The sequence below is a fragment of the Actinoplanes sp. NPDC026619 genome (assembly GCF_040638295.1).
Taxonomy (GTDB): Bacteria; Actinomycetota; Actinomycetes; order Mycobacteriales; family Micromonosporaceae; genus Actinoplanes.
Genome location: NZ_JBEZYA010000005.1, coordinates 407342 through 429585, shown reverse-complemented (window position 1 = coordinate 429585; position 22244 = coordinate 407342). Strand labels below are relative to the sequence as shown.

At 70.1% G+C, this 22244-nt stretch carries 19 protein-coding genes and 1 rRNA gene; 3 read left to right on the top strand and 17 right to left on the bottom strand.

Translation table 11 applies throughout. From position 1 onward, the window contains the following. The first annotated feature begins 198 nt into the window (after positions 1-198). Positions 199-315: ribosomal RNA gene (gene rrf / locus AB0E90_RS14985) — 5S ribosomal RNA — on the top strand. 57 nt (positions 316-372) lie between these two features. Here the strand turns inward: rrf and AB0E90_RS14980 are convergent. The 10 genes from AB0E90_RS14980 to AB0E90_RS14935 form a co-directional block, all read right to left on the bottom strand. After that, complete coding sequence (locus AB0E90_RS14980; RefSeq protein WP_360404360.1) at positions 373-2043, bottom strand: ATP-binding protein; 1671 nt, start codon at positions 2041-2043, stop codon at positions 373-375. Positions 2044-2052: 9 nt separating this feature from the next. Beyond that, complete coding sequence (locus AB0E90_RS14975; RefSeq protein WP_360404357.1) at positions 2053-2958, bottom strand: type II secretion system F family protein; 906 nt, start codon at positions 2956-2958, stop codon at positions 2053-2055. 4 nt (positions 2959-2962) lie between these two features. Next, the gene (locus AB0E90_RS14970) at positions 2963-3928 is read right to left on the bottom strand and encodes a type II secretion system F family protein (protein WP_360404354.1); all 966 of its coding nucleotides are present in this window, start codon (positions 3926-3928) and stop codon (positions 2963-2965) included. Continuing rightward, complete coding sequence (locus tag AB0E90_RS14965; RefSeq protein ID WP_360404351.1) at positions 3925-5310, bottom strand: CpaF family protein; 1386 nt, start codon at positions 5308-5310, stop codon at positions 3925-3927. Before AB0E90_RS14965 ends, AB0E90_RS14970 begins: the two co-directional genes overlap by 4 nt. Continuing rightward, on the bottom strand, positions 5307-6488 hold the full coding sequence (locus AB0E90_RS14960) for an AAA family ATPase (RefSeq protein WP_360404348.1): 1182 nt from the start codon (positions 6486-6488) through the stop codon (positions 5307-5309). The genes AB0E90_RS14965 and AB0E90_RS14960 overlap by 4 nt, the downstream gene beginning before the upstream one ends. Continuing rightward, positions 6485-7252, bottom strand: a complete 768-nt coding sequence (locus tag AB0E90_RS14955) for an RcpC/CpaB family pilus assembly protein (protein ID WP_360404345.1) — start codon at positions 7250-7252, stop codon at positions 6485-6487. The genes AB0E90_RS14960 and AB0E90_RS14955 overlap by 4 nt, the downstream gene beginning before the upstream one ends. 78 nt (positions 7253-7330) lie before the next feature. Then, a complete protein-coding gene (locus tag AB0E90_RS14950; RefSeq protein WP_360404342.1) occupies positions 7331-7702 on the bottom strand; it encodes a TadE/TadG family type IV pilus assembly protein in 372 nt (123 codons plus the stop codon). Between the two features lie 91 nt (positions 7703-7793). Continuing rightward, the gene (locus AB0E90_RS14945; protein ID WP_360404339.1) at positions 7794-7973 is read right to left on the bottom strand and encodes a Flp family type IVb pilin; all 180 of its coding nucleotides are present in this window, start codon (positions 7971-7973) and stop codon (positions 7794-7796) included. 121 nt (positions 7974-8094) lie between these two features. Next, positions 8095-8508 carry a response regulator gene (locus tag AB0E90_RS14940; RefSeq protein WP_360404336.1) on the bottom strand — a complete coding sequence of 138 codons (414 nt, stop codon included), beginning with the start codon at positions 8506-8508 and terminating at the stop codon, positions 8095-8097. Positions 8509-8635: 127 nt separating this feature from the next. After that, the gene (locus AB0E90_RS14935; RefSeq protein WP_360404333.1) at positions 8636-9535 is read right to left on the bottom strand and encodes a siderophore-interacting protein; all 900 of its coding nucleotides are present in this window, start codon (positions 9533-9535) and stop codon (positions 8636-8638) included. A 192-nt stretch (positions 9536-9727) separates the two neighbouring features. Here AB0E90_RS14935 and AB0E90_RS14930 point away from each other — a divergent pair, with 192 nt between their 5' ends. Next, positions 9728-10759 carry a cellulase family glycosylhydrolase gene (locus AB0E90_RS14930; RefSeq protein WP_360404330.1) on the top strand — a complete coding sequence of 344 codons (1032 nt, stop codon included), beginning with the start codon at positions 9728-9730 and terminating at the stop codon, positions 10757-10759. Here the strand turns inward: AB0E90_RS14930 and AB0E90_RS14925 are convergent. The 7 genes from AB0E90_RS14925 to AB0E90_RS14895 all read right to left on the bottom strand — a co-directional run bounded on the left by AB0E90_RS14925 (position 10756) and on the right by AB0E90_RS14895 (position 19964). Further along, positions 10756-12381, bottom strand: a complete 1626-nt coding sequence (locus tag AB0E90_RS14925; protein ID WP_360404327.1) for an AAA family ATPase — start codon at positions 12379-12381, stop codon at positions 10756-10758. The genes AB0E90_RS14930 and AB0E90_RS14925 overlap by 4 nt on opposite strands. Next, positions 12378-13574, bottom strand: coding sequence for a glycosyltransferase family 4 protein (locus AB0E90_RS14920; protein WP_360404325.1), 1197 nt, complete (start codon positions 13572-13574; stop codon positions 12378-12380). Before AB0E90_RS14920 ends, AB0E90_RS14925 begins: the two co-directional genes overlap by 4 nt. Then, complete coding sequence (locus AB0E90_RS14915) at positions 13571-16549, bottom strand: lipid II flippase MurJ (RefSeq protein WP_360404322.1); 2979 nt, start codon at positions 16547-16549, stop codon at positions 13571-13573. The genes AB0E90_RS14920 and AB0E90_RS14915 overlap by 4 nt, the downstream gene beginning before the upstream one ends. Next, complete coding sequence (locus AB0E90_RS14910; RefSeq protein WP_360404319.1) at positions 16546-17157, bottom strand: sugar transferase; 612 nt, start codon at positions 17155-17157, stop codon at positions 16546-16548. Before AB0E90_RS14910 ends, AB0E90_RS14915 begins: the two co-directional genes overlap by 4 nt. Further along, positions 17154-17741, bottom strand: coding sequence for an acyltransferase (locus tag AB0E90_RS14905; protein WP_360404316.1), 588 nt, complete (start codon positions 17739-17741; stop codon positions 17154-17156). The genes AB0E90_RS14910 and AB0E90_RS14905 overlap by 4 nt, the downstream gene beginning before the upstream one ends. After that, the gene (locus AB0E90_RS14900; protein WP_360404313.1) at positions 17738-18856 is read right to left on the bottom strand and encodes a DegT/DnrJ/EryC1/StrS family aminotransferase; all 1119 of its coding nucleotides are present in this window, start codon (positions 18854-18856) and stop codon (positions 17738-17740) included. Before AB0E90_RS14900 ends, AB0E90_RS14905 begins: the two co-directional genes overlap by 4 nt. Positions 18857-18923: 67 nt before the next feature. Continuing rightward, positions 18924-19964: a Gfo/Idh/MocA family oxidoreductase gene (locus tag AB0E90_RS14895; RefSeq protein WP_360404414.1), complete on the bottom strand. Its 1041-nt coding sequence runs from the start codon at positions 19962-19964 to the stop codon at positions 18924-18926. Between the two features lie 451 nt (positions 19965-20415). Between AB0E90_RS14895 and AB0E90_RS14890 the strand changes: the two genes are divergently transcribed. Further along, the gene (locus tag AB0E90_RS14890; protein WP_360404310.1) at positions 20416-22224 is read left to right on the top strand and encodes a polysaccharide deacetylase family protein; all 1809 of its coding nucleotides are present in this window, start codon (positions 20416-20418) and stop codon (positions 22222-22224) included. Positions 22225-22244 lie beyond the last annotated feature (20 nt).

Genomic DNA, 22244 nt, shown 5'->3' with positions numbered 1-22244 from the left:
GTAAGGCTCCCAGCCAGACGACTGGGTTGATAGGCCGGAGATGTAAGCCAGGTAACTGGTTCAGTCGACCGGTACTAATAGGCCGAGGGCTTAACCACCCTAAACATTGTGCTCGACGCGTCCACTGTGTGATTCACAGCAAACGAACAACCACCCCCAGAAATTATGGGGTTGCTGGTTAGTTCCGCTGATGGTTGTTTCGGTGGTCATAGCGGAGGGGAAACGCCCGGTCTCATTCCGAACCCGGAAGCTAAGCCCTCCAGCGCCGATGGTACTGCACTCGGGAGGGTGTGGGAGAGTAGGACGCCGCCGGACTCAACGTGACAGAAAGGCCCACCCGCGAGGGTGGGCCTTTCTGCATTTCCGAAGCATTCAGGCCGGCAGCAGAATGCGAATGGTGGTGCCGCCACCGGGGGTGTCGCCGATGCTGATCGCGCCGTTGTGCCGGTCGATGATGCGGTGACAGGTGGACAGCCCGATGCCGTGGCCCTTGCGGGAGGCCGGGTCGACCTGGGCGAACATCTCGAACACCCGCTCCCGCTGGTCGGGTGGGATGCCGATGCCGTTGTCGGCGACCAGGATCGTCCAGCCGAAGTCGTTGTTCTCGGCGGAGAGCGCGATCCGGCAGGCGCGGTCAGGCGAACGGTATTTCATCGCGTTGTCGATCAGGTTCTGCAGGAGCTGGCGGATGAGGGTGCGGTCGCCCTGCACGGTCGGCAGCTCGCCGTTCACCGTCACCTCGGCGCCGCTCGACTCGGCGATCGTGGTCAGGTCGGCCCGGACGGCGTCGAACACCTCGCCCAGTGCCACCGGTTCCGGTGAGAACGGGGCGTGACCAGCCCGGGCGTACGTCAGCAGCGCCTGAACCAGCTCCTGCATGCGCTCGACCGCACGGATCGCCCCGTCCAGCCACTTGGTGGCCCGCGGGTCGAGGTCCTCGGCGTACCCGCTGGTCATCATCTCGAGATAGCCGTGCGCCGCGGCCATCGGCCGCACCAGGTCGTGGCTGACCGCGCCGGCGAATTGTTCGAGTTCGTCGTTCGACCGGCTCAGTTCGGTGACCGCGGCCGCCAGTTGCTCGCCGCGGTCGATCAGCTCCCGGTGCGCGGCTTCGAGGGCGCGCCGCTGGGCCCGGTCGGCGGTGACGTTGTTCATGGCCACGACGGCGCCGAGTGGCGTGCCGTCGTCGTCGGCGAGCCGGCGGGCCGTGCAGATGAGATCGACGTCGGCGGCGTCCAGCCGTTTGATCATCATCTCGGCCTCGTGGACCTCGCCCTCGCGCAGTGCCCGGATCAGCGGAATCTCCTCGGGCACGAGCCGGTGGGTGCCGGTCGCGTCGAACAGGCCGTAGTAGTCGGAGAGGTCCTCCGGCGGCAGTCCCTCGCCGGCGTGAACCCCATGCCATTCGCGGGCGGCCCGGTTGAAGACGGTCAACTCGCCGGCCGGATCGCAGGCGGCGATGCCGACGTCGATGGTCTCCAGGACGGTCTCGATGAACCTCTTGGCCCGTTCCCGGTCCCGGGCGAGCGCCGCGTTGAGCCGGGACTGGCGGCGGCGTTCGAACAGGGCCACCACGATGTCGGCCAGGTCGAGCAGCCGGCTGATCTGTTCCGGGCGCAGCGTCTTGACCTGTTCGTCGAAGACGCAGAGCGTGCCCAGGGCGTACCCGTCGGGCGTGATGAGCGGGGCGGAGGCGTAGAACCGTACGTCAGCCAGTTGGCCGTTGACCCAGAGGTTGTCGGAGTAGAGCGGGTTCCGGGTGGCGTCGGGCACGTGCACGAACTGGCCGGCGCGGAACTCGATGTCGCACATCGACTCGCTGCGCGGGGTGTCGCCGCCCTCGAAGCCGACCGTGGTCAGCTGGCACTGGCGTTTGTCGTCGAGCAGGTTGAGCGTGGCCTTGGGCACCTCGGCGACCATGGCGGCGACCCGGACGACCGCCTCGAGCTCGTCGTCGGCGGGGGCATCGAGCAGCTCGTACTCGTGCAGGGCCGCGAGCCGGGCGCCCTCGTTCCGGTTACGCTGGAGAACACTGGTAGGCATGGTCAGCTCTCAGCCGAAGTTGGCCATCACGGTCAGGATCGCCGGCCCCAGCACCACCACGAAGATCACCGGGAACAGGCAGAAGAGCACGGGGAACAGCAGTTTGATGGCGACCTTCTGGGCACTCTCCTCGGCCCGCTGGCGGCGGCGCAGGCGCTGGTCGGCGGCGTGTTCGCGGAGGATGCCGGCCACCGAGATGCCCATCTCGCCGGCCTGCACCAGCGCCGTGATCATGCGTTTCAGATCGAGCGAAGTGGTGCGGGCGGAGAGCGCCCGCAGCGCGTCGGTGCGGGAGACGCCGAGCTGCATCTCCTGCAGCAGGCGACGCACCTCGTCCGGCATCGGCCCCTGTTGCATCTGCGCGACCTGGGCCAGCGCCGCGTCCAGGCCGAGGCCGGCCTCGACGCCGATGACCAGGGCGTCGAGCACGTCGGGCAGGGAACGGGCGAGCGCCTGCTGCCTCTTCTGGCCGAGGTTGCGCACCAGCAGCTCGGGCAGCACCAGGCCGATGACGATGCCGGCCAGGCCGGAGAGGGCGGCGTGCTTCGGGTAGATCACGTAGCCGACCACGGCGAAGAAGATCACTCCGAACATCCGGGCCTGGACCACCCGGTCCACCGGCCACGCGGGCGGGTTGCCGGCGTAGTCGAGCTGCCGGGCCAGCCGCAGCTTCATTGCGGGCGGGGTGATCAGGTCGCCGGTGTGCTGGAAGAACCAGAGCAGGCCCGGCCGGACCCGGTTGTACAGGGTGGGCTTGGGCGGGCGGGTGTCAGTGATCCGGTTCTCGCCGAACTCGGACAGGATCTTCAGCATGCGCTCGCGCTGGGTGGGCGGGATGCCCACCGCGGTGGCGGCGAGGGAGACGGCCAGGGCGGCGCAGACGGCGGCGATGGCCAGGAGCAGGGGCGCGGACATCGGGCTACACGTCGATCTTCACGGCGGCGCGCAGCCAGACGAAGCCGATCGTCATCAGCAGGGCGGCGCCGGCCAGCATCACCATGCCGAGCGGCTCGGTGTAGAGCGGGCGGATGTAGCCGGGCCGGGAGACGGTCAGCGCGATGCCGGTGAAGAACGGCAGGGCCATCAGCACGTACGCCGACATCCGCCCCTCGGCCGACAGGGTCTGCACCTGGCGGCGCAGGTAGGCGCGGTCGCGCATGGTGTCGGCGGTGGTCTGCATGACGTCGGCCAGGCTGCCGCCGACCTCCCGTTGCAGGCGCAGCGCCATCACCAGCCAGTTCATCTCGCCGGACTGGGTGCGCTCGCCGACCCGTTGCAGGGCGTCCTCGAACTCGCCGGAGATCCGGGACTCGGACAGCGCCCGGCTCAACTCCTCGGCGACCGGGCCCTCGTCGTCGCGGACGGCGGCCTCGACCGACTGCTGCAGGGTGAAGCCGGAGCGCAGCGAGCTGAGGACCAGTTGCAGCATGTTGGGCAGTTCGTCGGCGAACCGCTTGCGGCGCCGCCGGATCCGGGAACGCAGGACGATCGGCGGCAGGTGGAAGCCGAGGACGAAGCCGACCAGGACCGCGAACCAGGCCGGCAGCACCAGCACGAACAGCAGGAACGTGCCGATCGAGGAGAGGAACCGCAGCGACAGCCACTCGTGCGGTTTGGGCGCCCCGGTGAGCTGGTCGAGCAGGGGCTCGCTGCGGGCCGCGAACCGGGCCAGCGCGGGTGACTCCTCGACGAACAGGCCGAGGGCGGCCAGGATCTGGCGGCCGATCGGATCGGTGGAGTTGCGTTCGACGTGCGTGAAGACCTTGAGCGAGGCGATCCGCCGCTGTTCCGGGGTGCGCCCGAAGATCACGTCCAGGATGACGTAGACGATCAGGAAGGTGGCCGCGGCGCCGCTGACGGCCGCGGCCCAGCCCCAGCCGCTCATATCCGGCCGCCGAGGAACATGTTGGGCGGCAGGGTCACCCCGTACATGGCCAGGGTGTCGACGAAGCGCGGCCGGACGCCGGTGGGCTTCAGCGAGGCCATGTGCATCGGGGTGTCGGCGTTGACCTCGAACACGAACAGGTCCTGCATGGTGATGACGTCACCCTCCATGCCGACCACCTCGGTGATGTGGGTGACCTTGCGGCTGCCGTCCTTGAACCGCTGGACCTGGATGATCAGTTCGACGGCCGCGGCGATCTGGTCGCGGATGGCCCGGCTCGGCAGGTCCATGCCGGCCATCAGCACCATGGTCTCCAGGCGGGACAGCGCGTCGCGGGGCGTGTTGGCGTGCAGGGTGGTCAGCGACCCGTCGTGGCCGGTGTTCATGGCCTGCAGCATGTCGAGGGCGGCGGCGTCGCGGACCTCACCGACGACGATCCGGTCGGGGCGCATCCGCAGCGCGTTGCGCACCAGGTCCCGGCTGGTCACGGTGCCGCGTCCCTCCGAGTTGGACGGGCGCGATTCCAGCCGTACGACATGGTCCTGAACGAGTTGCAGTTCGGCGGCGTCCTCGATGGTGACGATGCGCTCGTCGTGCGGGACGAAGCTGGACAGCACGTTGAGGATGGTCGTCTTGCCGGAGCCGGTGCCGCCGCTGACCACGACGTTGCGCCGGCCGCGCACGCAGGCCTCGAGAAACTCGGCGGCCTGGCGGTTGAGGGTGGCGTAGGAGATGAGGTCGCCGACGGTCAGCGGGACGGCGGCGAACTTGCGGATCGTCAGCGACGCCCCGTCCAGGGCGATCGGCGGGACGATCGCGTTGACCCGGCTGCCGTCGGGCAGGCGGGCGTCGACCATCGGGCTCGCCTCGTCGACCCGGCGGCCCACCCGGGCGCAGATCCGGTCGATGATGCGGCGCAGGTGCCCCTCGTCGTCGAACTCGACCTCGGTGCGCTCGAGCCGCCCGTACCGCTCGGCGTAGATGCTCTTCGGGCCGTTGCACATCACCTCGGTGATGGACGGGTCGCGCAGCAGCGGCTCGATCGGGCCGTGGCCGAGGACCTCGTCGATCACCTCCTTGGTGATCCGGGCGCGGTCGGCGCCGGAAAGCGGCGTCTCCTCGCGGGCGAGCAGGTCGTTGAGCACCTCCCGGACCCGGGCGGTGAGGTCCTCCTCGTGGGCGCGGTTGGTGTAGAGGGTGGGGCCGAGCTCGTCGGCGAGGCGGCGCTGGATGCGCAGGCGCACCTCGTAGACCGGGTCGGCCGATTGCCGGCCGGCGGCGCGGTAGCGGTGGGCGGCGGCCGTTGCGGCGGGTTCCGCGTGCTCGGCCGCCGCCGGCTGCTGCTGCATCGGGTCGTAGCCGAGGCGGGCGGAGAGACTCATCGGGCGGCCTTCCCGGCCCGGGAGAACAGCCGCCGTTTCTGGGCGACCTCGGGGGTGATGCCCGAGCACAGCTCGGCGAGGCGGGCGATCGCCCGGCTGAACGGGTGCACCGGGTTGGTCATGTAGAGCGGTTCGGCCCGGTTGACCGAGATCGTCACCTCCCGGCTGGAGGGCACGTGCACGGCGAACGGCATGCCGATCGCCTCCGAGATGTCCTCCGGCGTCAGGCCCACCTCGGAGTTCGACCGGTTGAAGACCAGCAGGCGGCGGTCCTTGGCGTAGTCGAGCATGTCGAACATCTCCACGGTCAGCCGGACGCTCTTGAGGGTGGGCAGGTCGGGGGTGACGATCGGGATCAGCCAGTCGGAGATGTCCAGGGCGGCGAGCACCTGGTCGGTGACCAGCGCCGGGGTGTCCACCACGATGAAGTCGTAGTTGGGCCGGGCCAGGTCGAGGATCTCCACCACCAGTTCCCGGCGTACGTGCTCGCCCTGGGCCGGCGACGACGGCGCGAGCAGCACGTCGATGCCGTTCTTGTAGCCGGTGATGATCGAGCGCAGGCCCGGCTCGTCGAGTCGGCCGGCCATCGCGATCCCGCCGGCGATGTTGCGGTCCGGGGGCAGCTTCAACATGATCGCGATGTCGCCGAACTGCAGGTCGAGGTCGACCAGCAGGACCCGGCGGACGCCACCGGCGGAGAGCGCGGCGGCGAGGTTCACCGCGACCACCGAGCGGCCGCAGCCGCCCTTGCCGGCGAAGACGGTGATGACCCTGCCGTACGGGGCTTGTTCGCTGTTGGTGCGCAGGGTGGTGCTGAGCGCCTTGGAGAGATCGACCGAGCGGGAGCAGGCGTTGCGGATGCCGTCCCAGTCCGCTTCCTCGACGACCTCGCGCACGCCGGAGCGCAGGCAGCGCAGCACGTCGTTCGGTTCCACGGTCCGTCGCACGAGCACCACACCGATCAACGGCCGCTGCAACCGCTGGTACGCGGTGAACATGAGCACCTCGTCGAGCGGCACGGTGGCGCCGACGATCACCAGCAGCGTCTCCGGGTAGCGCGGGAGGTGCGCCTCCAGGTCGGCGATGCTGTGCACGATGGCGCAGCCGATCGACTGGAACTGGGGGCCGACCTGGGCGAGGCGGTCCCGGTCGGGCTCGAGATAGACGTAGAGGCTCACGACTCGTCACCCGGGGTGGGCGAGGTGGTGGGCGTGGCGAGCAGGCCGAGGTGCAGCTCGCCGACGTTGTAGCCGTTGACCAGTTTCTCGGCCTCGGCCTGGGTGACCGCGACGGTGACGACCCACCGGTCCAGCCCGGTGTCGGCGGTGGTGTTCGTGGTGGGCGACGCGCTCGCCGAGGCCGACCCGGTCGGCGTGGGCGCCGGGCTGGTGGGCTGGGCGCGTTCGCCGACGCCGATCACGGTGGTCTTCGGCACCACGACGGTGGTCTGCTGGTCGCGGGAGTCGGCGCTGACCGCCTGGGTGAGGAAGATCGTCACCTGCGAGCCGGTGTCGACGTTGCCGGCCACCTGCCGCGCGATGGTCAGGTCGACGCTGATCGCGATCTTGCCGGAGGGCAGCACGAAGGTCGGTGACGGGCTGGCGGTGGCGGGAGCCGGGTGCTCGAACTGCCCCTGCATCAGCATCTGGTCCGGCTGCAGCTCGGCATTCAGCGTGAGCTGGTCGAACGCGGCGTCGAGCTTGCCGATCGCGCCGGACGGGACGGACCGGGCCGGCATCTGGACCTGGCGGACCAGCTTGCGGCTGCGGATGTCCGCGCCGGTGGTGTCCGCGGGGATGTTGGCGGTCGCCAGCAGCACCCAGGTCCCCTGGGCGCCGTTGAGGGCGCGCTCGTCGGCGCCGTTGCCGTAGGCGATGACCGCTGTGGCACTGAAGCCGGCCAGGACGATGGCGACCAGTAGGAGCACGATCCGTCGGCGCATTCCGCTTCCCCCTTTCGCGTGGCTTACTACCGATTCTGGTAGCTAAGCGCGCCTACGGGGGCGAATCCGACGATGTGCTTAACCCAGGCATGCCATGACGCCCGTCGCGGAGAGGGTGATGGCGCTGGGTGCGGTGCTCGTGAACAGTTTGAGCACGGCGTAGAGAGGGGTGATCGGGTCGAACGCCCGCGACACCGTGACGGTCGCGTCGTTCGCGGTGGTGGCACTTGCAGGGCAGGGCGTGGTCGTGGGGTAGGTGAGGACTATCCCGCTACCGACCGTGCTGGAGACTTGAGTCTGCATGTCCGAGACGGTGCCGTTCAGCGCGCCCACCCGAGCGCCTTCCCGCACCGCCTCGGTCAGCTGGATCTGCTGCTGCATCACCCGGCCGAAGTCGACGAGGCCGAAGATCAGCAGAAGGAGAATCGGTAGCACCAGCGCCAGCTCCACCGCGGCCGCACCCTCGTCAGCCCGGCGCGGCGTTGAGCCGGGGCGAATGAGGTGTCGGCGCGAGCGCATCGGCGCGGCTACCGCCCTTCCGTCAGAACTTCTTGGTGAGGTTCGTGAAGACGTCGCTCAGGTGGGTGCCGAACGCGCTGACGCCAACGATGATCACGATGGCGATGAACGTCACGAGCAGGCCGTACTCAACGGCCGTCGCGCCTTCCTCGTTGTTGAGGCGGCTGCGGAGGTAAGCGGCGATCACGTTGATGTTCGGCATTCGGAGCTCCCCTGGTGTCTCGGTCACCGCTTTTCGGTGACCGCCTGCGACATTAGGTATCGGGCTCCTGAAGCCGGGCTTGAGGCTCATTCGCTTGAATATGGTTGCTAACGGACTGCTATCAGGGCGCTGGAGCGTTGCTGTGCCGGGCCAGCACGGAGCGCAGCGTTCCGGCGAGCACATCGGTGGTGAACGGTTTCGATATGAAGGGCGATCCTGCCTTGATCAGACCCTTCTTGATCGCGATGTCCTGCGGGATCCCGGAGATGTAGATGATCTCCATCGCCGGCCGGATCGCGGCCGCCGAGCGAGCCAGCTCGCCGCCGGAGACGCCCGGCAGGCCCAGGTCGGTCAGCAGCACGTCGATGGCGCCGTCGTAGACCCGGCAGGTGGTGATCGCGGTGACCGCGTCGTTGGCGACCAGGGCGGTGAACCCGCGCATCTCCAGCATCTGCGTGGTCATCTCGCGCAGGTCGTCATCATCCTCGACGAGCAGGACCACCGGCCCCGTTCGTGTCGTCGACGTGTTCCACATGGCCCCTCCTCGCCCGAGGTCCACGGCCGTGGGCGCGCCCCTCCTATGGGGCCACACGCTGGCGTGGTCTCGAGACCTCACGCTATCGAGCGGAGGGGAGCCCTCGTCGGCATTCGCCGAAACACCCCTAGTTGGCCTCGGCGCGGCCCAGCCGCCAGTAGCCCATGAAGGCGACCGAGCCGCGGTCGACGCCGCACTCGGCGACCAGGTGGCGGCGCAGCGTCTTGATCACGGCGGCCTCGCCGGCCAGCCACGCGTAGAACTTGCTCACGTCGGTGACCGGCTCCGGCACCTCCCAGAGCATGTCCTCGTCGACGTTGACGTCTTCAAGATCGGCCGGCGAGGCCGCCGCGGCAGCGACGTCGCCCAGCAGCCGGCGCACCGAGGCGCGCAGGGCCGGCACCAGCTTCTCGCCGTGCGCGGCGCCGTCGCGGGGCAGCCAGGTGACCCGCACCCCGGCCGGGGCCGCCAGGTCGGGGGTGTCCGCCGAGGTGGGCACCTCGAGCAGCGCCTCGCCGGTGGCGTCGGCCGGCAGGCAGGCCAGGATCGAGGAGATTGCCGGCACCGCGGTCTCGTCGCCGCCCAGCAGCAGGCACTCGGTGTGCGCGGGCGGGCGGAAGTCGATGCCGCCATGCACGCCGTCGTGCTCGGCGTTCGGGCCCATGATGCACATGACCGAGCCGGGGCCGGCCTCGTCGGCCCAGCGGGAGGCGGGACCGTGCACGCCGTGCAGCACCATGTCGACGTCGACCTCGCGCGCCTCGGGGCGCACGGCGCGGACCGTGTAGGTGCGGATCGGGTTGCGGTGCTCGTCCGGCAGGTCGCGCCACTGCGCGTACCAGTCCTCGCCGGTGGGCAGGTGGTCGTGGCCGTGGCCGGCCAGCGGTGGGATCAGTTTGATCCGCTGGTCGAAGCCGTTGTCGGCGAACTTGTCCAGGTCGTCACCGGTGAAGGTGACCCGGACGAAGTTGGGGCTGAGCCGCTGGACGGCCCGCACCTCGGTCGTGAAGAAGCGCCACGGCAGCACGAACGATACCTCCCCTTTAGGTATGGCTAACCTAACATGAGGCTCGCATCGGCTGATCAAGCGATGCCGCTGCCGCTGCCGGCCGTCCATTCTGGACGGGTGCGATGGCTGCGGTTCCTCCCTGTTCTGTTGCTCGTCGGATGCGCCGCAGCCGCCCCCGAGCCGCCACCGGGCCCGATCGATTCCATCTCCGTGGACAAGAACCATTTCGTCGACAAATCGGGCACCCTCATCCGGCTCAGGGGCTTTAACCTGGCCGGCGCCGAATACGCCTGCATCGAGGGCGCGGGCATCTTCGACACCCCCGACGGCCAGGCGCCGAGCGACCGGGTCATCGCGGCGATGCGCGAGTGGGGTCAGGCCGACGCGGTCCGGGTGCCGCTGAACGAGCAGTGCTGGCTCGGCCTGCCGGCGGCGCCGGCGGCCTTCGCCGGGGAGAAATACCGGGGCGCGGTGCGTGATTTTGTCCGGCGGCTCAACGCGTACGGCTTCGTGGCCGTTCTCGATCTTCATCGCAGCGCTCCCGGCGACGGCGTCCCGAAGGAACAGGAGCAGATGCCCGACCGCGACCACAGCCTTGATTTCTGGCGGTCGGTGGCCACCGGGATCCGCACCGGCGCGGTGATGTTCGACCTGTTCAACGAGCCTTTCCCGTACGCCGAGACCAACACCGGCCGGGCCTGGGACTGCTGGCGCAACGGGTGCACCCTCACCTCGGTCAACACCGGCAACCCCTACGCCGCGGCCGGCCTGAACGAGCTGGTCGCGGCCGTCCGCGGCACCGGCTCGACGACGGTGGTGCTGGCCGGCGGCATCCACTGGGCCGAATCGATGACCCAATGGCTCAAATACCGTCCCGACGACCCGGCCGGCCAGCTCGCCGCGTCCGCGCACGCCTACTCGTTCAACGAGTACTGCGGGACCACCGAGTGCTTCGACCGGGACTTCAAGCCGATCCTGGCGCAGGTGCCGCTGTTCGCCGGCGAGGTCGGCCCCACCCTGAAGGGGGTGTCGGCCGACTTCGACGACGACTGCCCGCCGGGCGTGGTGCGCCGCGGCGGCTGGGCCGGCGACACCCTCGACTGGCTCGACGACCACGACGTGAGCTGGACGGCGTGGAGCTGGAACCCCTGGGGCGACTGCTGGTCACTGGTCCAGGACTGGGGCGGCGAGCCGACGCCCGTGTGGGGTAAGGAGCTGAGACGTCGACTCGCCGCCGCTTAGGGCTTGCCTGGTGGATCGCGCGGCGCCGGCACGGTCGAGCCGTTCGCGCGCGCCTTCACCGGCCCGGCCGGCGGGGACGTCGCGGACTGATAGATGGTCGAGGCCGTGGCGGGTGAGATCGGGGCGGCCGAGCTGGGGGCGGGCGACGTCGGGGTCATCGACTTCGGCACCGCTGCCGAGCCGACCACCGGGATGCCGCTGCGGTCGGTCAGCGAGTCCAGCAGCGAGAGGCCGTGGGCCACGATCGGCCCGGACTCCGGCTCCACCTCCGGGGCCGGGGCCGGTGGCCGGGCGGCCACCGCGTCGCGCGGGCGCGGCACCAGGCCGCCCGCGCTCTTGACCGCGTTGACCAGCACCGCGCTGACGTTGCCGTCGACGACCTCGGCCAGCTCGGCCAGGGCGCGGGCCACGCCGGCCCGGGTGCTGCGCCGGAAGTCGCCGACCAGCAGCACGTGGTCGGCCACGGCCGCGAGCCCGATCGCGTCGGACACGCTGAGGATCGCTGGCGAGTCGATCACCACGACGTCGCAGAGCCGGCCCAGATCCTTGAGCACCTGCGCCAGGCGCGGGCCTTCGAGCAGGTCGATGGCCCGGTCGGCGCCCGGCCCGCTGGTGATCAGCTGCAGCCGCGGCACCGGACCCTGCTGGAGGGCGTCCTCGAGCCGGATGTCGCCGGCGAGCAGGTCGGTCAGGCCCCGCTCGTCCGGCAGGTCGAAGATCCGGTGCTGCTGTGGGCGCGGCAGGTCGGCGTCGACCAGGATCACCGACCGGCCGGCCAGGGCAAGAGCGGTGGCCAGGTTGGCGGCTGTGGTGCTGCGGCCCTCGCCGTCGTAGGCGCTGGCCACCAGCACCGACGTGGCGCCGTCGCGGGCCAGCAGCGGCTGCAGCCGGGAGCGCAGGTAGCGGTACGACTCGGCGGCCGGCGACTGGGGCGAGCGCAGCAGCACCGGCAGCGCCGCGCCCGGCCCGCGCGGGCGGGCGGTGCGCGGCACCGTGGCGAGAACGGTGCGGCCGCTGATCTTCTCGAAGTCGCGCAGGCTGCGGATCCGGTCGCTCATCCGGTCGCGGACCACCGCGGTGCCGACGCCGAGCAGCAGGCCCAGGATCAGGCCGATGCCGAGGTCGACGAGGATCGGGCGGGCCACCGGCTCGCCCGGCAGGTAGGCCGGGGTGACCAGGGTGGCGTGCGCGTTCGCGGTGGCGCTCTTGGCCTTCTCGCCCTCGTTGCGGAAGTCGACGTAGGCCTCGGCGAGTGCCTGCGCCCGCAGTTGCGCGGTCGCCGGGCTGTCCGCCTGGTAGATGAACGTGAGCACGTTCGCGTCCGGCGCCACCGTGATCGAGAACCCGTCCTGCAGGTTCCCCGGGTCGACGCCCAGCGACGCCGCGGCCGGCCGCACCACCAGGCCGGACTTGGCGAGTTCCTTCTCGGTGCCCATCTCCGGCGGGACCGGGGTGGTGTTGGCCCGCACCAGCGCCTCGACCACGACGATCGCCGCGGAGCGGTACGCGGTGGGCGCCAGCATGCTCACCCCGAACCCCGCGGCCATCACCACCACGGTCACCAGGGCGATCCACAGCCCGTACACGCGAATCAACCGCGCCGGGCCCCCGTTCGTGTTCATGCCGCCGTGCCTCCTGCCGCCGTCAACTTTTCCTGGGCGAGTCGCGCGATCACCCCGAGGTACGGGACCTGCTGCCGGTCCCAGGACAGTCGCTGACGGACCGCCCGTTCCCCGGCCGCGCCCAGCTCGGCCCGTCTATCGGGGTTACGCAGCAGAGAGTCGATCCGTTCAGCGAACGCGACCACGTCGCCGCGCGGAACCAGCTCGGCCGCGCCCGCGCCGATGATCCGGGTCTCGGCCACATCGAATGCGACGAATGGGAGCCCGAACGCCATGTACTCCATTGCCTTCACCGGGGTCACGAACTCCTCGAGGTTGGGTTCGAGCCCGACGTCGGCGGTGCTCAGCATGTCGTACACCTGATCGCGGGTGACCCAGCCGGGAAAGGTCACCCAATCACCGAGGCTGCGTTCCGCGACGAACGACTCGGCGATGGGCACATAGTCGCCGATGCCGGCAAACGTGAACGCGGTGTCGGTGCGCCCGATCTGGTGGACGAGGTGGTCGATCGCGGCCAGGGCCAGGTCGATGCCGTCCTGCGGGCCCATCATGCCGGTGAGCACGCACAGGTGCGGGAAGCCGCGGGTCAGCTCCGGGCGGGCCGCTCGAGCGCCCAGGTCGGCCAGCCACGGCCCGTTGCCGACCACGGTGACCCGGTCGGCGCCGAGCCCGCCGCGATCGAGGGCCACCGACCGCACCGACGCGTTGACCGCCACCACGTGGTCGGCGGTGCGCAGGCTGGCCCGTTCGAAGCGGCGCAGCAGCCGGTACATGATCCCGTCGGCGCGCCCGTAGCGGGCCTCATAGATCTCCGGGGACAGGTCCTTGAAGTCGAAGATCACCCGGCGCCGGAACAGCTTGAGCGGCGCGGCCAGGACGAAGTAGATGTCCGGGGTGCTGGACATCTGCACCACGTCCAGCCCGCCGGCCAGCATCGCGCGCAGGATCATCACGGCGGCGGCGGACAGCGACCAGGCGTACTCCCGGATGAAGCCGAGCTTGCTCACCCCGTCGCTGGCCGGATAGTCGAACACCCGGACCTGCGGGTTCTCCCGGTTGGCCGGGTCCTTGCGGCAGATGACGGTGACCTGCATCCCCGCCGCGACCAGCGCCGCCGCGTGCTTGCGCAGCCGGTGGTCGCGCCCGAGCGGCACGTTCTCCACTATCAGCAGGACTCGGATAGGTCTGCTCATGGTTTGTCCTTAACGCCGAGGTTGCGCAGGATGGCCAGCAGCACGAGCAGGCAGTCGGCCGCGCCGCGATAGGTCAGGTGCGGGTCGAAGAGCATCAGCAGCGCGTTGGCGGCCACGTAGGCGGCGACCGCGAGACCCACCGCGGCCACGATGCCGGTCGCCCGGCGTGCCGCGGCGATGCCTCGCCGCATGCAGATGACGACCCAGCAGAGGTACGCCGTGAGCAGCGGGATACCGCCACCCCAGAGCAGCCAGATGTAGCCGCTCTCGATCCACACCCAGCCGAACTCCTCGTGCGAGGCCGGCACCCGGGACGACGGGCGCACCCCGAGGATCCAGTTGTGGCCGGCGCTCAGGTCGGGCAGGAAGTAGGTGTTGAGGTTGCGCAGCCGCACGATCCAGCTGTCCGGAAGCCCGGAGGCGCTCTGGAAACCGAGCAGCCGCGTCTCGATCACCGGCCACATCACGACGCCGCCGAGCAGCAGCAGCGGCACCGCGTAGCCCACCAGTTTGTAAGCCCGGGAGACCAGCACCACCACGCCGACCGCGAGCAGCAGGCCGAGGACGGTGGAGAACTCGCCGGCGCCGAGCGCGCCGAACACGCAGATCGGCACGGCCGCGGCCAGCCACGCCCGGTGCCGGGTGGTGTGGAGCAGCAGGCCGATGGCCAGGGCGAGGTTGATGATGCACAGGTCGGCGACGGCGGCGGCGAGGGCGAGGGTGGAGCTGCCACGGCCGATCGACAGGACCCGCTCGGCGCCGAACGGCGCATAAAGAAGACCGAGCAGCTTCGGTACGCCGAACAGGCCGAGCGACTGCAGGACCCCGATGATCGCGACCAGGCAGGCGGACGCGATCGACAGGTACGCCGCGTGCAGCGCCTGTTTCCGGGTGGTGATGCTGAACCGGATGATGAAGTAGACGGCCAGGTACTTCCACAGCACGATCGCGTATTGCAGGTCGTCGGCGATGATCTCGCGGCCGCGGGCGGCCATCATGGCGAGCGGCACGATCGAGGTGAAGACGGCCAGCCCGATCAGCGACCAGTCGATGGCGTCGAGCTTGGGCAGCCGGAACGTGCCGACCCGCAGTGTGCCCAGCCAGCGGGCGGCCAGCGCGACGCCGACCAGGGCGGCGAGGCCCTCGTTCGGCCGCAGCACCGGGATCAGGGTGCCGCGGTCGATGCCGGCGGTCAGCGGCGTCAGGAAGACCAGCAGGAACGCGGCGGTGGCGGGCCACACGTACACACAGCCGCCGATGCCGATCGCGGCGAGCAGGGCGGCCGCGTAGACCGGATCGAAGCCGGCCAGCCCGCCGATCGCGGCCGCCGCGAACAGCAGCGCGAGGTTGGTGAGCAGGCCGGCATTGCGGCGCGGTGGGCGCCGCCGGACGGGCAGCTTCTTGCGGACGGAGGTCAGGATCCAGTCGAGTTCCGGTGCGCCGAGCCGGGCCTGCACACCGACGTACACTGCCACGCCCAGTGACGACGCCGCTACCACCGCGAGGACCCCTCCGCCGCCCCCGGGGACCACTGTGGATATCAGCCGTCCGGTCAGGTAGGCGGGGGCGGCCATCAGCGCGGCCACCCCGATGATGCGCAGCACCGGGCGGGCGAGCGGCTCGGTGCCGGGGCCGAGCCCGCGCAGCAGCGACCGCACCAGGACGGCCGCGCCGACCAGGGTGCCGGCCGACATCGACAGACCCAGCACCAGGAGTACGGCCGGGCCGGTCATCGCCGGGGCCACGCACGCCCCGGCCAGGCAGACGGCGAGCTGGGCCACCATGGCGTACATCGGCGTGCGGGTGTCCTCGCGGGCGTAACAGGCGTACGTCGCGACCAGGAACGCGGTCTCGCCGAGCACGCCGAGCGCGAGCGCGCCCAGGGCGGTGGCGATCAACGTCGTACCGGCATCGGTCCCGAATCCGCCGTAGGCGATGGATCTGGCGATCGGCTCCCGGAGCGCGAGGTAGCCGGCGGCCGCGGGCACCGCGACGAACAGCGCGAAGATCAGCCCGTTGACCAGGGTGTCGCGGAACGCCACCCGGTTGCCGGCCGCGTGCAGCCGGGAGAGGCGCGGCGCGAGCGACAGCGCGACCGGGGTGGCGCCGAGCGCGATCGGCAGGAAGTAGAAGTTCATGGCGAGCTGGAACGCGACCACGCCACCGGCGACGCGGTTCGCGAAGATCAGCAGGATCAGCAGTTGCAGGGCGGACAGGCCGGCCTGGGCGAGCGACGGAAGCGCTCTCTTGAGGACCACGCGGACCTCGGGGTCGCGCCACCCCTTGCGTGGCCGCAGCCGCACGCCGGCCCGGCGCGCGCCGTACCACTGGGCCGCCGCGTGCAGCGCGACCGACCCGGTCGTGCCCAGGCCGAGCAGCAACAACGCCCCGGTCGACGTCTTGTCGCCCGGATAGAGCAGAGCTATCGAGGCGAGGACCGCGACGGTGCCGACATTCTCCAGCGCGGGCGCGGCCGCGGCGAGCGCGAAGCGGCCGTGCGAGTTCATCGCGGCGCCGGCCGTGGCGACCAGGCCGTAGAGCGGGATCTGCGGCAACAGCATGATCACCAGCAGTGTCGCGGCCCGGCCCTGCTCGCCGCGCAGGGCGAACGGGGCCACCACGATGGCGACCGGGGTCAGGACGGCGGCGCCCAGGGCGACGATGCCGAGGAAACCGCCGGCCACCCGTTCCGCGCCCGCCCGGTCGGCGCCGTCGACGTGCCGGACCAGCGCGGGGATGAGCAGCGAGGACAGCATCGAGCCGCCCAGGAAGCCGTAGAAGACCAGGTTGGGCAGTGAGTTGGTGAACTGGTAGGTGTTCGCGAACAGGGTGGCGCCGAGGACCGCGGCGATCACCACCCCGCGGATCACGCCGGTGCCCCGGCTGATGGCGGTCCAGACGGCCACGGTCATGGAGTCGCCGACGGCATCCGCCGGCGACTCCGATTCCGCCGGCCGTTCGAGCGTTACGGTCATGCCGCGCCGCGACGCATCTGGGCCGGCAGCGTTCGGGCGAGAATGGACAGGTCGAGCCACAGGCTTTGCCGGCGGACGTACTCGACGTCGAGAGCCAGCGCCTGAGGCATGGTCAGCAGGTTCCGTCCGCTCACCTGCCACAGGCCGGTCAGCCCGGGGCGGGTGTCGAAGCGGGCCATCGCCTCCGGCTTGAACAGCTCCGCCTCCCAGTCGAGCACCGGGCGCGGGCCGACCAGCGACATCTCGCCCTTGACGATGTTGAACAGTTGCGGCAGCTCGTCGAGGCTGGTCTTGCGCAGCCAGGCCCCGAGCCGGGTGACCCGCGGATCACCGTCCAATTTATACAGTCCGTTGACCCGCTCGGTGTCGCTGCCGTCGGAGGTGAGCATCTTCGACACGTACGCCCGGTGGGCCTCGTCGCTGTTGCCGGTGGTCATCGAGCGGAACTTGTACATGGTGAAGGGCGTGCGGCGCAGCCCCAGCCGCTCCTGCTTGAAGACCGCCGGGCCGGGCGAGGTGAACCGCACGGCCAGCCAGATCGCGGCCAGGAACGGCGAGATGAGCAGCAGGGCCACGCCGGCGATGACGAGGTCGAGGGTGCGCTTCATGACTGGCCCCTCAGCGCGGCCACTCGTCCCTCGATGCCCGGGAGTTCGCTCACCTTGCGGTGGGGGACGGCCGGGTTGCCGTACGCAACAAAACCGGGAGGGACGTCCCGGGTGACCACCGACCCGGATCCGATGATCGCGCCCGCGCCGATCCGGACGAACGGCAGGATCGTGACGTTGACCCCGATCTGCGCGCCGGCCTCGATGTGCGGGCCGCTCATCAGCTTCGCCGAGCGCTCGTCGCCCGGGTAGAGATCGTTGGCGATGGTCACGCCGGGCGCCAGGAACACGTCGTCCTCGAGCACGGTGAACTGCGCGATGTAGCAATTCGCGTGGATCTTGACGCGGTCGCCGATCCGGCAGCCGTAGTCGACGACGGTGTTGCTCCAGACGCTGACGTCCGCGCCGATCTCGTTCTCCTCACGGATCACCACCCCGTGACCCGTCTGCAGACCCGGCCCGATCCGGCTGCCGTCGTAGAGGACGGTGCCGCTGCGCAGCCGCGCCCCTTCGCCGAGCACCAGCTCGTGGGACCCGGCGCGGCTCACCGGATAGCCGACGATCACCCCGTGGTCCGCGTTCACCGCGGAGTCACCCCGTCCAGGACCTCGCAGACCCGATCCACCTGGGCCCGGCTCATGTGCGGGAACAGCGGCAGCGAGAACTGCTCGGTGGCGGCCCGCTCGCAGACCGGCAGCGGCGCCGACGCGTACTTTCGCAGCGGGGGCTGAAGGTGGCAGGGCACCGGGTAGTGCACGCCGGTCTGAATCCCGGCCTTCTTCAGCGTGGCCTGCACACTCTCCCGGTCGGCGACCCGCACCACCATGAGGTGATAGACGTGCCGGGCCAGTGGATCGACCTCGGTGAGGCGGACGCCGGAGCCGGCCAGCTCCTTGCGGTAACGGTCGGCCAGACCGATGCGCGCCTCGGTCCAGTCCTCGTTGCGGGCCAGTTTGGCGTCGAGGACGATGGCCTGCAGCGCGTCGAGGCGGCTGTTGGTCCCGACGTACATGTGCTCGTAGTGGTTGGCGCCGCCGTCCCGGCCGTGATTGGCGAGGCTGCGCACCCGCTCGGCGAGGTTTTCATCCGAGGTGACCACCGCGCCGGCGTCGCCGAACGCGCCCAGATTCTTTCCGGGATAGAAGCTGAAGCAGCCGGCCGCGCCGAAGGATCCGGCCCGGCGGTCGCGCCACTCGGCCCCGTGCGCCTGGGCGGCGTCCTCGACCAGCGCGATGCCGGCCTTCGCCGCGACGGCGGCCAGGCCGTCCATGTCGGGCATGTTGCCGTAGAGGTGGACGGCGATGACCGCGCTGGTGCGCGGGGTGATCGCCGCGGCCAGGATCGCCGGGGTGATCAGCAGGGTGTCGGCGTCGACGTCGGTGAAGACCGGGGTCGCCCCGGCCCGCACCACCGCGGCGGCGGTGGCGATGAACGTGTTGCTCGGCACGATCACCTCGTCGCCCGGGCCGATGCCCAGGGCCTGGAGGGTCAGCTGCAGGGCGTCGGTCCCGTTGGCGACACCGACCGCATGAGTGGTGTCGCAGTAGCGGGCGAAGTTCTCCTCGAACCGGGCGACGGCGGGTCCGCCGACGTACCGGGCGGCGAGCAGCGCCTCGGTGTAGGTGGTTTCTATGTCGGGCCAGACCTCCCGCGCCATGGCGGACAGGTCGGTGAACGGCACTTCGATGGCAGGAAGCATCAACAATCCTCGCTTTGTGTCCACGCCGGACCTCGCTTTTTGATCGCGCCGGATCGAGCGCTTGGAGTCAGGCGCTCACGGGGGCGCGCTGCGCCGGGACCGGGATCAGGCCGGTGTGCGTCTCCGGCAGGCCGGAGACCTCGCTGAGCAGCACCTTGCGGTCCTGGGCCAGGGAGAGCTGAGCAGCCTCGATGACCTGGACGACGGCGAGACCGCTGGCCCCGTCGCTGCGCGGCACCGCGCCGGTGGTCATGCAGTCGACGAAGTGCCGGGCCTGCACGGCCAGCGGCTCGTCGAAGCGGATGACCGGCGAGCTGATCGCGCCGTGGTGGTACTGCACTCGTCCGTCGCTGCGGTAGACCGACTTGTCGTGGATGCGGATGCGTTCCTCGGTGTTGGTGTCGTCGTACACCGCCATCTTCTTCGAGCCGACCGCCGTGACCAGCCGGACCTTGCGCGGGTCGAGCCAGCTGACGTGGATGTGCGCCTGCACGCCGATGTGGTCGTAACCGAGTTCGAGGTGTGCGACGTCCTCGAAGACCGGGTCGACGTGCCTGCGCCCCCAGGCCCGCACCGAGGCGGGCGCCGCGCCGAGCACGTGGTTGGCGATGGAGATGTCGTGCGGCGCCAGGTCGGAGATGACGTTGACGTCGCTCTGGTAGAGGCCCATGTTGAGCCGGGAGCTGTCCAGGTAGTACAGATCGCCGAGCTCCTGGCTCTGCACGAGCTCGCGCAGCATCCAGACGGCGCCGTTGTACTCGAACGTATGCCCGACCATGAGCGTGACCCCGGCGTCCTTGGCCGCCTGGATCAGCTCCTGGGCCCCGGCGGCGCTCGTCGCCAGCGGCTTCTCGATGAGAACGTGTTTGCCTGCGCGAATGGCCGCCAGCCCGAGCGGCACGTGCGAGGCCGGCGGGGTCGCGATGACCACCGCGTCGATGTGTGGCAGAGCCGCTTCGAGCGAGGTGAACCCCTCGCCGGTGGCCAGCAGGTGCGCCATCCCGGAGAGCAGTGGCAGGCGTGCGTCGATGGCGACGACCCGGCCGACCCCCGGTGTGGCTCGCATGACCCGAAGCTGCTTGGAGCCCCAGTAGCCGACGCCCAGCACGCCGACGTTGATCTGTTGGACGGGCGGTACCCCACCACCGCCCCGACGATCGTCGCTGGTGTCCGAACTGGACGCTTCAGCTGATCCCATTATTTTTTCCGTCCCCTCGGAAAATCGGCGTCCACTGGCGGGTGGGCGCCCGGGCTGAGTATTTCGGCGTCCCGGACCGGGGGAGAAGGGTCCGTACGACGGAGTGACGTTGGCCCATTCGGCCGATCTCAAAATGGTCTGACCGAAGTGGACCATGGAAAGAGGCACGTCAATGACACTTCTTTCGTTTTGGCAATGTGCCGCTTCTCCGAAATGATCACGAAATCGACCTGAAACATTGATTCACGTACTGTCTGTCCACTTTCGACCCCCTGTCGGATATCTGCTATCCCGTTTTCCGGGACTGGTCGTGCACCCTGGCAGGGTCCGCAACGCAAGTCACAGCCGAGGAGCCGTGACCATGAAAAAAGCGGTAAAATACCTGTTCGCGACGGTGTTGGCGGGCGCCGCCATCCTGATCGTTCCCGGTGCGGCGCGGGCCTCGATCACCAATCCGCTCGCCGTGAGCTTCACCTTCGACGATGGCGTCGCCGATCAACTGACCGCGCAGAGTCTCTTGCAAGATCACGCAATGGTCGGCACCTTCTACATCAACTCCGCGCTGATCGGCATGCCGTCATACATGACCCGTTCACAATTGGACGACCTGGCCGCGAACGGTCACGAAATCGGCGGCCACACCGCAACTCATCAAGATCTGCTGACGCTCGTTCCGGACGAGCAGAACCGGCAGATCTGCACCGACCGCAACACGCTTTTGTCCTGGGGATTCGACGTGACGTCGTTCGCCTACCCGTTCGCCAACCTCGACCCCGGCATCGAGGCGACCGCCCAGCACTGCGGCTACAACAGCGCCCGGGCGGTCGGCGATCTCTACGACGCCACCGACTGCGACGACTGCCCACCGGCCGAGACGGTGCCGCCGGCCGACGCGTACGCCGTCCGCACCCCCGACGACGTCGAGGTGACCACCACCCTGGCCGAGCTGCAGGACCTGGTCACCCGGGCCGAGGTCACCGGCGGCTGGCTGCCGTTCAACCTGCACCACCTCTGCGACACCGGGTGCCCGGCCGAATCGATCTCATCGGCCACCTTGGACGCGTTCCTCGACTGGCTCGCGCCGCGCACCGCGGTCGGCACCACGGTCAAGCGGGTCGACCAGGTGGTCGGCGGCGCCGTCCACGCGGCGGTCCCGGCGACCGCTCCGCCGGCACCCGGCGATCCCGGCGTCAACACCGTGCGCAACCCGTCGCTCGAGGACGTCAGCGCGTTCGACCCGAACCTGCCCGACTGCTGGCAGTCCGCGGGCTACGGCGACAACACCGCCGTGCAGACCCGGGTGACCGACGCGCACACCGGCGGCTTCGCCTCGCAGATCCAGGTCACCGCGCTGACCGACGGCGACGCCAAGGTGATCCCGCGGTTCGACCTGGGCGCCTGCTCGTCGCAGGTGGCGCCGGGCCGCACCTACCAGGCGAGCGCCTGGTACAAGTCGGATGTCCCGGTGTTCTTCACGCTCTACCAGCGCAATGCGCTCGGCCAGTGGAGCTACTGGACCCAGAGCCCGCGCATCGCGCCGTCGGCCACCTGGCAGCACGCGGTGTGGAACACGCCGGCGCCCCCGGCCACCGCCGTGGCGGCCAGTTCCGGGCTCACCATCGACAGCGTCGGCACGCTCGTGGTCGACGACCTCGGGTTCGCCGACAATCCGCTGTCACCGGCGCCGGACGGGGTCAACGCCCTGGTCAACCCATCCCTGGAAACACCCGGCGCGGATGGTTACCCGGCATGCTGGACCGGTGCGGGCTACGGTTCGAACACACCGGTGTGGACCCGGGTGACCGACGCGGCGGACGGCGCCTACGCCCAGAAGCTCGAACTCACCGACCGGGACGACGGCGACGCCAAGCTGATTCCCGGGTGGGACAGCGGCAACTGCGCGCCGCTCGTCACGCCCGGCAAGACTCTCAGCCTGTCCGTTTCCTATCACGGCACGCAGCCGACGTACTTCACCCTCTACCGGCAGGACACCAGCGGTAACTGGTCGTGGTGGACACAGAGCCCACCGTTCGCGGCGGCCGCGTCCTACACGACGGCGTCTTGGGTCACGCCTGTGGTGCCTTCTGGCACCCGAGCGGTCAGCTTTGGCCTCACCCTCGACGCGGTGGGCGAGGTGACTACCGACAATTACAGCTTGGTCAGTCACTGAGCTGGGCGGTGTGCTCACGG